Source organism: Pseudoroseicyclus sp. H15, from assembly GCF_054353345.1.
The window spans coordinates 228,089-241,552 of the sequence record NZ_JBTHJE010000005.1 but is presented as its reverse complement, the minus strand read 5'-3'; the positions used below and the strand labels follow the sequence as shown (position 1 = coordinate 241,552).

8 protein-coding genes, 1 tRNA gene and 2 pseudogenes are annotated in these 13,464 nt (G+C 63.9%); 5 read left to right on the top strand and 6 right to left on the bottom strand.

Going from position 1 to position 13,464, the window contains the following annotated elements:
• Positions 1-615: 615 nt before the first annotated feature.
• A pseudogene (locus ACXN5S_RS11880) lies at positions 616-834 on the top strand (CatB-related O-acetyltransferase); the annotation flags it as partial.
• A gap of 299 nt (positions 835-1,133) precedes the next feature.
• Here ACXN5S_RS11880 and ACXN5S_RS11875 read toward each other — a convergent pair.
• The 4 genes and pseudogenes from ACXN5S_RS11875 to ACXN5S_RS11860 form a co-directional block, all read right to left on the bottom strand.
• Positions 1,134-5,594, bottom strand: coding sequence for a glycosyltransferase (locus tag ACXN5S_RS11875; RefSeq protein ID WP_458605646.1), 4,461 nt, complete (start codon positions 5,592-5,594; stop codon positions 1,134-1,136).
• Positions 5,595-5,731: 137 nt separating this feature from the next.
• A pseudogene (locus tag ACXN5S_RS11870) lies at positions 5,732-6,076 on the bottom strand (transposase); the annotation flags it as partial.
• 472 nt (positions 6,077-6,548) lie between these two features.
• Positions 6,549-6,623: transfer RNA gene (locus tag ACXN5S_RS11865), tRNA-Phe, on the bottom strand.
• A 191-nt stretch (positions 6,624-6,814) separates the two neighbouring features.
• On the bottom strand, positions 6,815-8,230 hold the full coding sequence (locus ACXN5S_RS11860; RefSeq protein ID WP_458605645.1) for a homospermidine synthase: 1,416 nt from the start codon (positions 8,228-8,230) through the stop codon (positions 6,815-6,817).
• 173 nt (positions 8,231-8,403) lie between these two features.
• Here ACXN5S_RS11860 and ACXN5S_RS11855 point away from each other — a divergent pair, with 173 nt between their 5' ends.
• From ACXN5S_RS11855 to ACXN5S_RS11845, 3 genes are read left to right on the top strand one after another with little or no spacing between them, the layout of a single operon-like run.
• Complete coding sequence (locus tag ACXN5S_RS11855) at positions 8,404-9,642, top strand: putative DNA modification/repair radical SAM protein (RefSeq protein ID WP_458605644.1); 1,239 nt, start codon at positions 8,404-8,406, stop codon at positions 9,640-9,642.
• Between the two features lie 5 nt (positions 9,643-9,647).
• Entirely contained in the window at positions 9,648-11,066 is a 1,419-nt protein-coding gene (locus ACXN5S_RS11850; RefSeq protein ID WP_458605643.1) for a UdgX family uracil-DNA binding protein, read from the top strand.
• On the top strand, positions 11,063-11,608 hold the full coding sequence (locus ACXN5S_RS11845; RefSeq protein ID WP_458605642.1) for a uridine kinase family protein: 546 nt from the start codon (positions 11,063-11,065) through the stop codon (positions 11,606-11,608). Before ACXN5S_RS11850 ends, ACXN5S_RS11845 begins: the two co-directional genes overlap by 4 nt.
• Positions 11,609-11,614: 6 nt before the next feature.
• Here the strand turns inward: ACXN5S_RS11845 and ACXN5S_RS11840 are convergent, their stop codons facing one another.
• The gene (locus tag ACXN5S_RS11840; RefSeq protein ID WP_458605641.1) at positions 11,615-12,187 is read right to left on the bottom strand and encodes a TetR/AcrR family transcriptional regulator; all 573 of its coding nucleotides are present in this window, start codon (positions 12,185-12,187) and stop codon (positions 11,615-11,617) included.
• An 85-nt stretch (positions 12,188-12,272) separates the two neighbouring features.
• Here ACXN5S_RS11840 and ACXN5S_RS11835 point away from each other — a divergent pair, with 85 nt between their 5' ends.
• Positions 12,273-12,743: a cupin domain-containing protein gene (locus tag ACXN5S_RS11835; RefSeq protein WP_458605640.1), complete on the top strand. Its 471-nt coding sequence runs from the start codon at positions 12,273-12,275 to the stop codon at positions 12,741-12,743.
• A gap of 75 nt (positions 12,744-12,818) precedes the next feature.
• Here ACXN5S_RS11835 and rpsD read toward each other — a convergent pair whose 3' ends face one another.
• Entirely contained in the window at positions 12,819-13,439 is a 621-nt protein-coding gene (gene rpsD / locus ACXN5S_RS11830; protein WP_458605639.1) for a 30S ribosomal protein S4, read from the bottom strand.
• Between the last annotated feature and the right edge of the window lie 25 nt (positions 13,440-13,464).

Here is a 13,464-nt window from a genome sequence, read left to right as displayed (position 1 = left end):
CCGGCATCCTGGGCCGAAGGCGGGCAAATCGATCTTGGAATTAAGGATCTGCAACCAGTCCAGAAGGAAGACGTGCGCTTTTTGCTGGAGCAGTATGACGCGACCCTGAAGGCGCTTGAGCAGCGCTTTGGTGCACGTTTGGATTGCTGGCGCTCCGAGACCGAAGTGTTGCGGGAGTTTGCCTCCGAACAGCGCAGAACTTCTTCGCGTCCGCGGCCCGTCCATCTTGCCGCAGGGGGCCTGACCCGCGAGAGTTTGATTCATCTGGGTTGGGAGGCGCACCCGGCGGCCGTACCTCAACACGCCGCTGGCCTGACAGTTGAACCACCGGCACGCAGCTCAAAGACAACTTTTCGCGGGACCTGCTCGGTCGGAGCGTTTTCTTACACCGTGGACGGCACGATCTATACTACCGACATCGGCCGATACTGCTCCATCGCTAAGAGTACCAATATTGGGCAGGCGGATCACCCAATGAGCTTCCTGTCGACCAGTCCGGCGGTGTTCGAGAAATCGTTCCGGATCGCCACCGGTGAAAAGTTCCCCTTCAAGGCGGCCTATGATGCCGACACTGTGCCCGATCATGTGTCAAAGGCCGCGACTGACGCTGTCTCAGGCCGCACAATGATCGGCAATGATGTCTGGATCGGCTTCGGAGCGGTCATCATTGCAGGCGTCACCGTGGGCGATGGCGCCGTTATCGGGGCCGGGGCAGTAGTGACCCGAGATGTCCCACCCTATGCGATCGTCGGCGGCGTGCCCGCCCGCATCATCCGTAAGCGATTTGACGAGGATACCATCGCTCGCCTGCTTGCAACGAAATGGTGGGATTTCGCCATTTGGCAACTGCGTCATCTGGATCTGAGCGACTTAGCCAGATGTCTTGACGGCGTAGAAGAGATGCGCAGACAAGGCGAGGATGTATATCTGCCGGCCCGCATCGAGATCAGGGCCCCCAGCTGAAGCCATCGTGCTCAATTCGGCCTTGCTCGAGCGCGATCCAAGACGGGCACGCGGGCGGTGATGACACGAAGCCGGTGGGTTGGCTGTACGAGATCAAACGGTTTCGGCGTTAACTGAGCTGTCCTGTCCGCCAAGAGAGACGGCAGGGGGCGGCTTGACCGCCCAGGACGTCAGCTCCTGGCGGCTTTCTGACCATTTCTTCCCGCGATCGCTGGCCCGCGCGCGGCAAGGCGATCCAGATCGCCAGGCCGTGCTAAGCTTTGCAGCAGTGCATCGTAGTCAGCCAGACTCGCCATCAGCCCGTGTTCCGAGAAAACCCAATCGCGGATGGCAGCTCGGTCGACCTGGCCCTCACGCGCTGCCGCGATGGCGCGCCTGATTGCCTTGTGCCAGGCGCTAGGATGATCACCAACCAGCTCCAGCCATGGCATCTGACCATGTAGGTCGCGATAGACCCGCATGTCGGACGCCAGAACCGGCAGGCCAAGCGCGCCGCAATCAAGAGCCTTGAGGTTGGATTTCGACCGGTTGAACGGGGTGTCTAGCAATGGGGCCAAGGCGAAATCGAAGCGGGTCGACTGATGGCGCAGCCAGGGCACGAAATTTGAATAACTCTTTGCCGCTCCCGGGATGTCGATCCGTTCGGCCCAGTGGGGTAGGTCATCGGTCTGAATGCCGATAATAGCCACCCGAAAGTTCGGGTCTTCTGCCAGCATCGCCTTGAGTGCGGGAGCGATGAGCTCAAAATCCGCCTGATGAGTTACTGTCCCCATATAAAGAGCTCGCACGAGCCCATCGGGCTCGCGTTTCGGCAACGGGCCGCGCCATAGCCGCTCGCTCAGCCGGTTTGGAACAAGGATGGTTGCTGGGTTCAGGGCGGTCAATTTGTGCCGCAGCGGCTCGGTCGTGGTTGTAACAACAGCGGCGGATCGGGTGACCTGCTCCAGCAGCGGCGAGTAGGCTGCATATCTTCCAAAGGGGTCCTTGTCGGCGGGCACGTCGAATAGGTCATCATCCAGATCGAGCAGGTAGCTTATGCCCGCCTCGGCCACAGTGTTCAGGAAAGGTGTGACCATGGTCGGAGGCAGCGCATTTCTCTGCACGATGACCCCGTCGACAGTGCCTTCCCGGATATTAGCAAGAACCGTGTCCGGGGCCATACGTACGAAGACGCAAGACCGGTCGGACCTGTTGATGGTGCGTTCCCAGACCCGGATCTCGGTCGAGGCATTGGCGTGTAACAAATTAGGCTGTGCGGGGCTCACAACCGCGATCAATGGTCGTGAGGATGACTGACCGGATGCATTCCGGTAAACCTCGCGGTAGGCGGCGGCCATAACTCGGGTTGTGCGACCCACGCCATAGCCCTCCTGCCACTTGTGCACTGCAGCCTCTGCCCGGGTCTGTTCTTCAACATCAGAACCGAGCCGGACAAGCTGGTCATAAAGAACTGCAATATCATCGTGCGGAACCACCCAACCTGCCCCGGTGTCGCGGACTCGAGTTGCGACGGTCGGGAAATCGAACACCACAGCTGGCAGCCCGACGGACCACAACTCCGTCAGCGTATGGCAATAGGTTTCGTTCCAGATCGAAAAGATCGCCCCCAGATGTGGCCTGATCGTTGCCACTCGCTTGGCGAAATCATCACGGGGGTAGGTTCCGTGGAGCACAATGTTGGGGGATATTTCCCAGGCTGCAGCGTCCTTCATGTTCCCCAGAATATGAAACTGCAAAAGCCCTGCGCGGTCGTGCCTAGCAAGCGCAGTAATAATATCGCGCCCTTTGGCCGCATTTATGTTTCCCGGAACCAATATGCGGATCGGTTCTCCCTGTCTGCGGCGACTGCGCAACTGCAGCATGTCAGCGAAGTTGCGACCGTGCGGGATGACGAAGAACCTATCTTCATCTAGGTCGAAATGGGCGAGGATCTGGGTTCTGGCACTTTCAGATGTAGTGACGAAGATATCGCAGTCTTGCAGGACCTCGTTGAACCGCTCGCGCCAGACGTGAACCCAGGCGTTCTTAAGCTTTGGCATACTGTCTGCCGCCCAAAGTTCGACTTTACAATCGCCCTCGGTTTTAGTGCAGTTTCCGCCACAGTAGACATTCTGCTCGTCCAGCAATTTGACCGTGGGGCAGATTGCATAAAAATCATGGAACGAGAACACGACCGGGCAGGAGCGCGCCTTTGCCAGACGCGGCAATGACAGGCTGTGCCAAGCCAAGTGCCGGATATGGACCATACGCGGGTCCACTAAATCCAGCCAGTTGGCGACTACCGCATCATATTCTCCTGACCTATGCGTAACGGGATCTACAGGTTCGACCAGATCATGGGTCTTGACGTCGACCAGCTGACCGCCCTCCAGCCGTTGGAGGGTCAGTCGCCTGCTGTTGCACTGCAGAAGCCAGGGCTGCATTTCATCAGCGATCTGCTGCATCAGATCCATGTTGGTCTGGGGTGTGCCACCAGTCTGGGTAGATACGACGTAAAGGATCGCAGGCAGCGCGGCGCTTGGGCTGCTGCAGTCCTGCAGGGCCTGCGCTGCACGGAATCGCGCCAGACTGATTTCTGCACCAGTTGAAAAGACGCGGATCGCGGCCTTGTATTCGGGATAGCGGTCGTCAATGACGCGTCGGCCCGCATCCATCAGCTCTGTCTTTGCAGAGCCGAAACTCTTCGAGCGATCATGGAACACATAAGTGCAATCGTCGATCAGGTTCGACCAGCCCGCCCGGCCGGCCCGCATGCAGAAATCGTTTTCCTCGCCATAGCCTCGCGGAAAGGCTTTGTCATCGAAGGGGCCGATGTCATCGATGCAAGTGCGGTTGACGAACATGCAAAAGCCGTTGCCGGTGGGAACAAGCGGATAGAGTCCCAGCGAGCGCTGGCGGAAGGCACGGGCGTAGACGTCCTCCGCTACACCGGCGGGCAGCGGGTTGTCATTTCCGATGGTGGGGGCCGAAAAGGCGCCCGCCCGGTCGGACATTGCCGTAACGGTGGCGACCATCGGGCGTGAACTTGCGGCGCGCAGCAGGCCATGCACCCACCCCGGCGTCACCCGTGCATCGCTGTTGAGTAATATCGCATGCTTGCGACCGATTTCCGCTAGCCCGCGATTGACGGTCCGGGTGAAGCCCAAATTGGTTGCGTTGCGCAATGTGCGAAATCTGGGATGTTTCTGCGCTTCGGCAAGGAGCACCTCGATCCGCGGGTCCGACGAGGCATCGTCGATCAGCACGATATCGATATCCTTCGGCGTATGCTCCAACAGGCGTTCGATACAGGTCATCACATCCTCGGCGGCATCATAGATCGGCACGATGATAGCCGTCTGCGAGGGCAATATCTTTGCGACACCCGCATTGAGAGGGTAGCGAAGGGTATTCTCCTTGATTTCGATCTCTTTCTGGATCCGATTTCCGTCAGGCAGCCCAATTGTCACAATGTGCTTGCCCGTCTCGAGATAGCCCAACAACAGCCGATGCTCGAACCCGCCGACACCTTCGGATTTGCCCAACTTTTCTAGATCGCTGCGGCGCTTGTCATTGCTGACTTGGGCAAGCAGTACGCCATCGACAAACAGGTCGATCGTGAAAACATTACCCGGATGGTTGGTATTGACCGCCCAGCCCCGTATGAGGGTTTCGCTCAAGACATCTATCCGGCATTCATAGGCCGCAGGCCCGTCGGCTTTGCCAGACACATTGCCTGATGAAGAGTCTGAGCCTATGACAGCTCCTGCGGCGCGGGCAGGCATTTCTGGCGGAACGGTCTTGCTTAGAACAACTGTGTCATCGCCAGCTAATCGGATATCCAGACGCTGCCCGGCCAGGGAAATTCCTGCGGGGAGATCGTAGGCGAACCCGTACCAGCCCGTGCCAAATCCTGCCCCCTCGACATCGCGGCGATACTTGTCTGCAGGGATCGCTTCAGCCAAAAGAACATTGTCGGCAAAAACGTCCAGGATCAACGTTTCTGCGTCATTAGGCCCCCTGACCCAGCCCTTGAGCACATTGTTCCTTATACGGTCTATGCTGCCTGTGAACCCCGGAGCGCAGTACATTTTCCCCTGAGTACCCGTAGCGGATTCGCCTTGCACCTGGGTGGCAGAGGGGGACATAGTCTTGGCGGGTGCCGCAGTCCTGTCTGGCCCCGCATCGTTGGGCGCTAGAGCTTCGCCCACAGCCGGGTCCGTCTGCGTGGCGGGGCGGGGGCGCTCCGCCATCATGGCCGCCGTGATGACTTCGCTCAGCAAGACCGTGCTCGCGCCTGCCGGACGCAGCTCTAACCGCCCACCCAGAGGGGACATTCCTTCGGGCACAGGGCAGGAAAACCCGTGACGGCCAGAGCCGTACCCCGCTTGCTCGACATCTTTACGGTAGCGGTCCGCAACGATCTCCCTAGCCAGAGGCGTGTTGTCCAAGAAGACATCCACCGTCAATGCAGCGTTGTCCGCCAGGTCTTTGACCCAGCCTTCGATTAGGCCGTCTGCAACCATGTCGATATTGCCGACCGCCGTCTTTTCCGCCGGCAAGTGGCCGGGCACGGATTTGTCCGCTCCCACCTTCACAGGTTTTGCAAAAATTGATCTCAGCGCTGGCTTTTGCTGCGAATTTTTTGACATGAGAGCCTGCATTTACTGAGAGAGGGGATAATCCCTTAGCGCGACAGATAAAGCAGAACAATAAGGTTTTCCACGGCCCTGATGGGCTCCGTTGCGCAAAGGACGTTACGCCGCACTTCACGATTTCTCGGGCGCAGTTACCCCATGGGCTCGCTGACAGGTCGCCCAAGGACGGTGTAGCGGTGCGACACGGCGGCGCGGTCTTGGAGTTCTGCGACCTGGCGATCGAAGTCACGTACTATGAGGCTACGCCCCAGTAGCTTGACCCAGTGCATCTTCGTCTCGGCGCGGCTTCGGCGGTGGTATCCGCTCCATCGTCGCCAGTTTGCGCGGCCGGGAAATCTCGATGTGCGCAGCGCCTCGTTGCGCGGAGCTGCGCCTGAGATCGATGGCTTCCGCGGTTTGGCGTTCTTGCGGGGCGGTATGACAGCATCAGCACCGCGGTCGGCGGCGTCCTCATGGCACTTGCGAGTGTCATAGGCACGGCGATGACCGAGCTAATTCCCACATCATCGGGGATTTGGTGAAAAATCACGGACCAGGGGGGTGGGCGGCACGCGCCACCTCAACATCGTGTCGACAGCTAGTACCATCGGTTCGGCTTGGTGTCAGCACCGATGCCGTCTGGTTCCTTCAGAGCAAATTGCCTCTCCGATTGCCGTATAGGTCCTGCTGGTCTGAGGCGCAGCGATTGCCTTCCTTGGTCTTCGGGACTGGCAACCGTCTCCAATTAAACGGATCGCTCCCCCGTCGTCCCGACAACCACCGTTTGACCTATCCATGGTGAAGAGAACTGAACGATCTGGGCGACGCTCGCAACGATGCTACGCCTGATAACGCTCCGCACCCGGTGCGCATCTTTACGCAATCCATAGCCAAAAGGTGGACAGGAGGGTGGATGCAGAATGGCAAAGCCACATAACTTGGCTGCTTCGTAAGATGAATCTGATGTTGTGGTGCCCGGGGGCGGAATCGAACCACCGACACGAGGATTTTCAATCCACTGCTCTACCCCTGAGCTACCCAGGCACCGGGTGAGGCAGCTCTGCCGCCTCAGGGTGGCGCGTTCTTAGGAAATGGCGGCGGGAGTGTCCAGCGGGTTTTGAGGGCTGCGTGAGGAACTTGGCGGCAGTCCACCGGTGCCCCGCCCGCAGCCCGCATCGGGCGGCCGGGGTGGGTGGGCGGGAGGCCGGCCGATGCGGGCCTCCGCGCTCCGAAGGTCAGCTTGCCAAGACGTTGCGAAAGGCCCAGGGCTCGCTCTCGTCGATATCCTCAGGAAACAGCTCCCAGCGGTTCTGAATCGGCGTCCAGTCGGTGTAATGCGCCTCGACCGGGCCGAGATAGGGGCGTTGCACCTCGAGGCAGCGGGCGTGGTCCATCTCGTCGGTCTCCACGATGCCCGCCTCGGGGTTCTCCAGCGCCCAGACCATGCCGGCCAGCACCGCACTCGTCACCTGCAGGCCGGTCGCGTTCTGGTCGGGGGCCAGCGCCTTCGTCTCTTCGTTGGAGAGGCGCGAGCCGAACCAGAGGGCGTTCTTCTCGTGCCCGAAGAGCAGCACCCCCAGCTCGTCGATCCCCTCGACGATCTCGTCGACGTCGAGGATCTCGTGGCGCGACTGCGTTACTCCGCCGCCGAACATCTCGTGCAGGCTCAGCACCGCGTCGTCGCAGGGATGGTAGGCGTAGTGGCAGGTGGGGCGGAACTCCGGCGCGGCGGGGTCGCCGACGGTGTAATAGTCCGAGATCGAGATCGCCTCGTTATGCGTTACGAGGAAGCCGAATTGCGGCCCCGGCGTCGGGCACCAGGTGTGCACGCGGGTGATGGCGCCGGGGCGCTCGAGCCAGATGCCGGCCTGGCAGCCTTCCTCATAGCCATGCGCATTCTCGGGGAACCACGGCTCATGCGTGCCCCAGCCCAGCTCTGCCGGCTGGAAGCCTTCCGAGATGAAGCCCTCGACGCTCCAGGTGTTGACGAAGGTGCCGCGCGGGCGGGGCGTGGCGCGGGCCTGGGTGTCTCGCTCGGCGATATGCACACCCTTCACGCCCAGCTGCTGCATGAGCGCCGCCCAGCCTTCGCGGTTGTCAGGCGCCTCCACCTTGCGGCCGGTATCCTTGGCCAGCGTCAGCAGCGCCTCCTTGACGAACCAGCTCACCATGCCGGGGTTGGCGCCGCAGCAGGAGACGGCGGTCGTGCCGCCGGGGTTCGCCGCCTTCTCGTCGCGCACCTTCTGGCGGAGCGCGTAATTGGTGCGCTGCGCGTTGTCCGTCGTCTCGAAGTAGAAGCCGGCCCAAGGCTCGACCACCGTGTCGATATATAGGGCGCCGAGCTCGCGGCAGAGCTTCATCAGGTCGAGCGAGGAGGTATCGACCGAGAGGTTCACACAGAAGCCGCCGCCCTTCAGCAGATCGGTGAGGACAGAGCGGTAATTCTCGGGCGTCAGCGCCACGCCCATATGGGGGATGCCGCGCTCGGCGAGCAGCGCCTGCCCTTCGGGGGAGGGCTCGATCACCACCATCTTGTCGCGGTCGAACTCGAAATGCCGCTCGATCAGCGGCAGCGTGCCGCGCCCGATAGAGCCGTAGCCGATCACGACGAGCCGGCCGTCGATCCGGCCATAGGTGGGGTGGGTGCTCATGGCGCTCTCCGTTCCGTGCTTCCGCGCGGAGATAGGGGAGCGGGGCCGTCGGGTCAAACTGCGGGGAGCCGGCTGCGCCGTCACGAGAGCGCCAGCCCGCCGGGGCGGGAAGGCCCCCTGGCCCACGCAGGCGTGACAGCCCGGCGCTGGACTTCCCGCGCCCGGAACATAAGATGAACGCCATGCCCCTGACCCTGCAAGACAAGCTCGAGATCCTGTCCGACGCCGCGCGGTACGATGCCTCTTGCGCGTCGTCCGCCACCACCAAGCGTGACAGCTCCAAGGGGGGCATCGGCAGCACCACGGGCGCCGGCATCTGCCACGCCTATGCGCCCGACGGGCGGTGCATTTCGCTCTTGAAGATCCTGATGACGAATTTCTGCATCTTCGACTGCGCCTATTGCGTCAACCGGGTCTCGTCGAACGTCAAGCGGGCGCGATTCAGCCCCGAAGAAGTGGTGAATCTCACGCTGGAATTTTACCGGCGCAACTATATCGAGGGGCTCTTCCTCTCCTCCGGCATCATTCAGAGCCCCGACAAGACCATGGAAGACATGGTGCAGATCGCGCGCCTGCTGCGCGAGCGCGAGGGCTTCAAGGGCTACATCCACCTCAAGACCATCCCCGATGCGTCGCCGGAGCTGATCGCGCAGGCCGGGCTTTATGCCGACCGACTGTCGATCAATGTCGAACTGCCCACCGACAGCTCGGTGCGCACCCTTGCACCCGAGAAGAAGCCCGAGACCATCCGCGGCGCCATGGGCGATGTGAAGCGGCATGTGACCGCCTCGAAGGACAGAACGCATACCGGCAAGCGCCCGCCCAAGTTCGCCCCCGCCGGGCAATCGACCCAGATGATCGTGGGCGCCGACACCGCGAATGACGCGACCATCCTCGGCCAATCCTCGCGGCTCTACGGCAGCTACGGGCTGCGGCGGGTCTATTACTCGGCCTTCTCGCCCATCCCCGATGCCACCGCCAAGCTGCCGCTCATCAAGCCGCCCCTGGTGCGCGAGCACCGGCTTTATCAGGCCGACTGGCTGATGCGGTTCTATGGCTTCGATGTGGGCGAGATCACCGCCGCCCGGCCCGAGGGCAATCTCGACCTCACCATCGACCCCAAGCTCGCCTGGGCGCTGGCCAACCGGCACCACTTCCCGCTCGACGTGCAGCGGGCCGAGAAGGAGATGCTGCTGCGCGTGCCCGGCTTCGGCACCAAGACGGTGCAGCGCATCCTCTCCACCCGCCGTCACCGGCATCTGCGCTACGAGGATCTGCGGCGCATGGGCGCGAACCTGAAGAGCGCCAAGGCCTTCATTTCGCTGACCGACTGGTCGCCCGGCGGCCTTGCCGACATGGCCAATCTTCAGGCCCGCTTCGCCCCGCCGGCCGAGCAGCTGAGCCTCTTTTGAGCGCCGTGCAGCGCGTCACCCTGCCCCGCATCGGCACGGCGCGCGCCTGGCGCGCGGCGGCGCGCGGGCTTCTCGCCGCGCACGTTCCGCCGCAAGAGGTGCTGTGGGAGATGGACGGCGAGGCGCAGAGCGACCTCTTCGCCGCCCCGCCCGCCACCGCACAGGCGAACGGCGGGGACATCACCGTGCCGAAGACCTTCCTGCCGCTGGCCGAGAGCGTCTGCTGGCATAGCCAGCCCGCGCGCTTTGCCCGGCTCTACAGCTTTCTCACCCGCCTGCCCCGCCAGCCGGGCCTTATGAGCGACCGGGGCGACCCCGCCCTCGCCGAGTTGCGCCAGATGGAAAAGCAGGTGCGCCGCTGCGCCCACAAGATGACGGCCTTCGTGCGCTTTCGCGAGCTGCCGGGCGAGAGCGGCCCGCGCCGCCGCTTCGCCGCGTGGTTCGAGCCCACGCATCACACGCTGGAGCCCACGGCCCCGCATTTCGCCAAGCGCTTCGCCGACATGGACTGGGCGATCTTCACGCCCGAGCTTTCGGCGCATTTCGAGAATGGCGCGCTGCGTTTCGCCGAGGGCGCGCCCCGCCCCGAGCTGCCGGAGGATGCGGCGGATGAGCTCTGGGGCACCTATTTCCGCAACATCTTCAACCCGGCCCGCCTTAAGGTGAAGGCGATGACCAGCGAGATGCCCAAGAAATACTGGAAGAACCTGCCCGAGGCCCGGCATATCCCCGAGCTGATCGCGACGGCAGAGGCCCGGGCGAGGCAGATGGCCGCCGCCGCCCCCACCCTGCCCCCGGCCCGCGCCGCGCGCATCCTTGAGCGGCTGCACGGGCAGCAGAAGGTGAGCTGGGAAGAGCTCGCGCTGCGCGCTGAGGAGGAGAACCGCACCCGGCCAGAGGGCTACGGCCGCTTCATCCTGGGCGAGGGGCCGCAGGAGGCCCGGCTCGTCATCGTGGGCGAGCAGCCCGGCGACATCGAAGACGCGCTGGGCCGCCCCTTCGTCGGCCCCTCGGGCCAGCTGCTCGATGCGGCGGCGCAGGCCGCGGGGCTCGACCGGTCCGGCGCTTACGTGACGAATGCCGTCAAGCGGTTCAAGTTCGTGCAGCGCGGCAAGCGGCGCCTGCACCAGACCCCCGATCGCAGTGATATCGAGCATGCCCGCTGGTGGCTGGCCCGCGAGATCGACCTCGTTCAGCCACAGCTCATCCTCGCCCTCGGCGGCACGGCGGCAGAGATTCTGACAGGCACCCGCGCCGGCCTTCTCAAGCGGCGGGGCAGCATCGAGGCCACGGATTACGGCCCCGTCCTGATCTCGCTTCACCCCGCCTACATCCTGCGCCAGCCCGATGCCGCCGCCCAGGCCGCCGCCCGCGCCCATCTTGAAGCCGACCTTGCCGACGCCGCCCGCCGGATCGCCGCATGACGCTCGTCGACCGTCTGCGCCTGCAGCCCCGGCCCCTGCGTATCGCCATCGACGGGCGGAGCGGCAGCGGCAAGTCGACCTTGTCCGCGCTCCTCGCCAAGGATCTCGGCGCCACGCTGATCGAGGGGGATGCGTTCTACGGGGGCGGCACCGCCCTGCGCGACGAGCCGCCCGAGGCGCTGGCCGCGCGCTGCATCGACTGGCGCCGTCAGCGCGCGGTTCTGCAAACCCTCACCGCCGGTCGCACCGCCCATTTCCGCCCGTTCGACTGGGAGGCCTTCGACGGCTCGCTTGGGATGGAGACGCTGCTGCCGCCTGCGGAGATCATCATCCTCGAAGGCGTCTATTCCGCCCGGCCCGAGCTGGCCGACCTCATCGACGTCGCCCTTCTCGTCACCGCCTCCCCCGCCAGCCGCGAGGCGCGCCTGCTGGCCCGTGAGGGCGAGATCACCGCGTGGGAGCGGCAATGGCACCGGGCAGAGGACTGGTACTTCGCCCATGCCGCCCCACCCGAGCGCTTCGACCACATCATCGAGACCTGACGGCAGTCAGTTACCCAGGTAGCGCGCTATCAGGAGCCCGGCCATCTCCTCGACCGTGGCGCGAGCAGCCTGCCGGTCCGCCCTGGCCACATCCAGCAGGCCGATCAGGGCTTCGGTGCCCGTCGCCGCCGTGAGCCCCCGCACCAGCGCCGCGGCGTCGGCGGTGCTCAGCCCGGCGCGATCCTCGCCCAGCGCCCGCTCGAACATCTCCACCCGCCGCGCCCCCCGCGTCGGGCCGCTGCCTGCCGCCCAGGCGTCGAGCCAGCGGGCGAGGAAGTGGCGGAAGGCGGCCTCGTGCTCGGCCGCGAGGTCGAACATGTAGAGCGACACCGCCATCAGCCGCGCCCGCGGCCCCTCCGCCCCTGCCACGATCTGCTCGTAGGGCGCCACGGCGACATCGAGCCCCGCCTCCGCCGCCAGCACCGACGGGTCGGAGAAATAGCGGTAGGCCGTGGCGCGCGAAACGCCCGCGGCCTCCGCCACCGCCGGCACGCTCAGCGCCTGCCCGGCCGCCGCCAGCTCCCTCGCGGCGGCGAGGATGACATCGCGTGTGCGGCTCTTCTGAGATTGCCTGGCCATCCTCACCCTCATGAGACTATTGTCTCATTATGAGACCCGTGTATCATTTACCTGCAAGATCATTTTCGACTCAAGGAGTTTTCCCATGACGAGTGACCCCCGCCCGCGCCGGTACGAAACGCTGGGCATCCTGATGACCTTCCATGCCTTCCCCGACGAGGTGATGGGCAAGTTCTGCCTCATCGAGGCCGTCGTGCCGCCCGGCCTTGGCGCGCCGCCCAACACCCATGCAGGCGAGACGGAGAGCTTCGTCGTGCTGGAGGGCGAGGTCGACTTCATGATCGAGGGCGAGGTGACCCGTGCCGGCGCCGGCGAGAGCGTCATCATCCCCGATGGCGCCGCCCATGCCTTCTCCGCTGTCGGCGAGAGCCCGGCGCGCCTGATGATCCTCAACGCGCCCGGCCAGATGCATGAACGCTTCTTTACAGAGCTCGGCGTGCCGGTGACGGATGATCGGCAGCAGCCCGCCCCGATGGACGGCCCGCCCGACGTGGCCCGCGTGGTTGCCGTGGCGCAGGAGGCCGGCATGACCATCCTGGCCCCAGCCGAGGCCTGAACGGGTCCTGAGCCCCCCCCCCCAAACGCAAAAGGCCGCCCCGAGGGGCGGCCTTCCGAACCGATCGAAAAGAGATCAGTTCTTGGCGTAGAATTCGACCACGAGGTTCGGCTCCATCACCACGGCGTAGGGCACGTCGCCCAAGCTCGGGGTGCGCACGAAGGTGGCGGTCATCTTGTTGTGGTCGGCTTCGATGTAATCGGGCACGTCGCGCTCGTTGAGCGAGACGGCTTCCAGCACGGCGGCCATCTGCTTGGACTTCTCGCGAACCTCGATCACGTCACCTTCCTTCACGCGGTAGGAGGGGATGTTCACGCGGACGCCGTTCACGAGCACATGGCCGTGGTTCACGAACTGGCGGGCGGCGAAGACGGTCGGCACGAACTTGGCGCGGTAGACGACGGCGTCGAGGCGGCGCTCGAGCAGGCCGATGAGGTTTTCACCGGTGTCGCCCTTCACACGCTCGGCTTCGGCGAAGATGCGACGGAACTGCTTTTCCGTCAGGTCACCGTAATAGCCCTTCAGCTTCTGCTTGGCGCGCAGCTGCGTGCCGAAGTCGGAAAGCTTCTGCTTGCGGCGCTGGCCGTGCTGGCCGGGGCCGTATTCGCGGCGGTTGACGGGGGATTTGGGGCGGCCCCAAATGTTCTCGCCCATGCGGCGGTCGATCTTGTACTTGGCAGACGTGCGTTTGGTCACGGCTGGTCTCCTTCGTTTTGTGTGG

Bases quoted from the DNA above. Each gene is read 5' to 3' on its own strand.
- ACXN5S_RS11875 (WP_458605646.1), bottom strand. From the start codon at position 5,594: ATGTCAAAAAATTCGCAGCAAAAGCCAGCGCTGAGATCAATTTTTGCA.
- ACXN5S_RS11860 (WP_458605645.1), bottom strand. From the start codon at position 8,230: ATGAGCACCCACCCCACCTATGGCCGGATCGACGGCCGGCTCGTCGTG.
- ACXN5S_RS11855 (WP_458605644.1), top strand. From the start codon at position 8,404: ATGAACGCCATGCCCCTGACCCTGCAAGACAAGCTCGAGATCCTGTCC.
- ACXN5S_RS11845 (WP_458605642.1), top strand. From the start codon at position 11,063: ATGACGCTCGTCGACCGTCTGCGCCTGCAGCCCCGGCCCCTGCGTATC.
- ACXN5S_RS11840 (WP_458605641.1), bottom strand. From the start codon at position 12,187: ATGGCCAGGCAATCTCAGAAGAGCCGCACACGCGATGTCATCCTCGCC.
- ACXN5S_RS11835 (WP_458605640.1), top strand. From the start codon at position 12,273: ATGACGAGTGACCCCCGCCCGCGCCGGTACGAAACGCTGGGCATCCTG.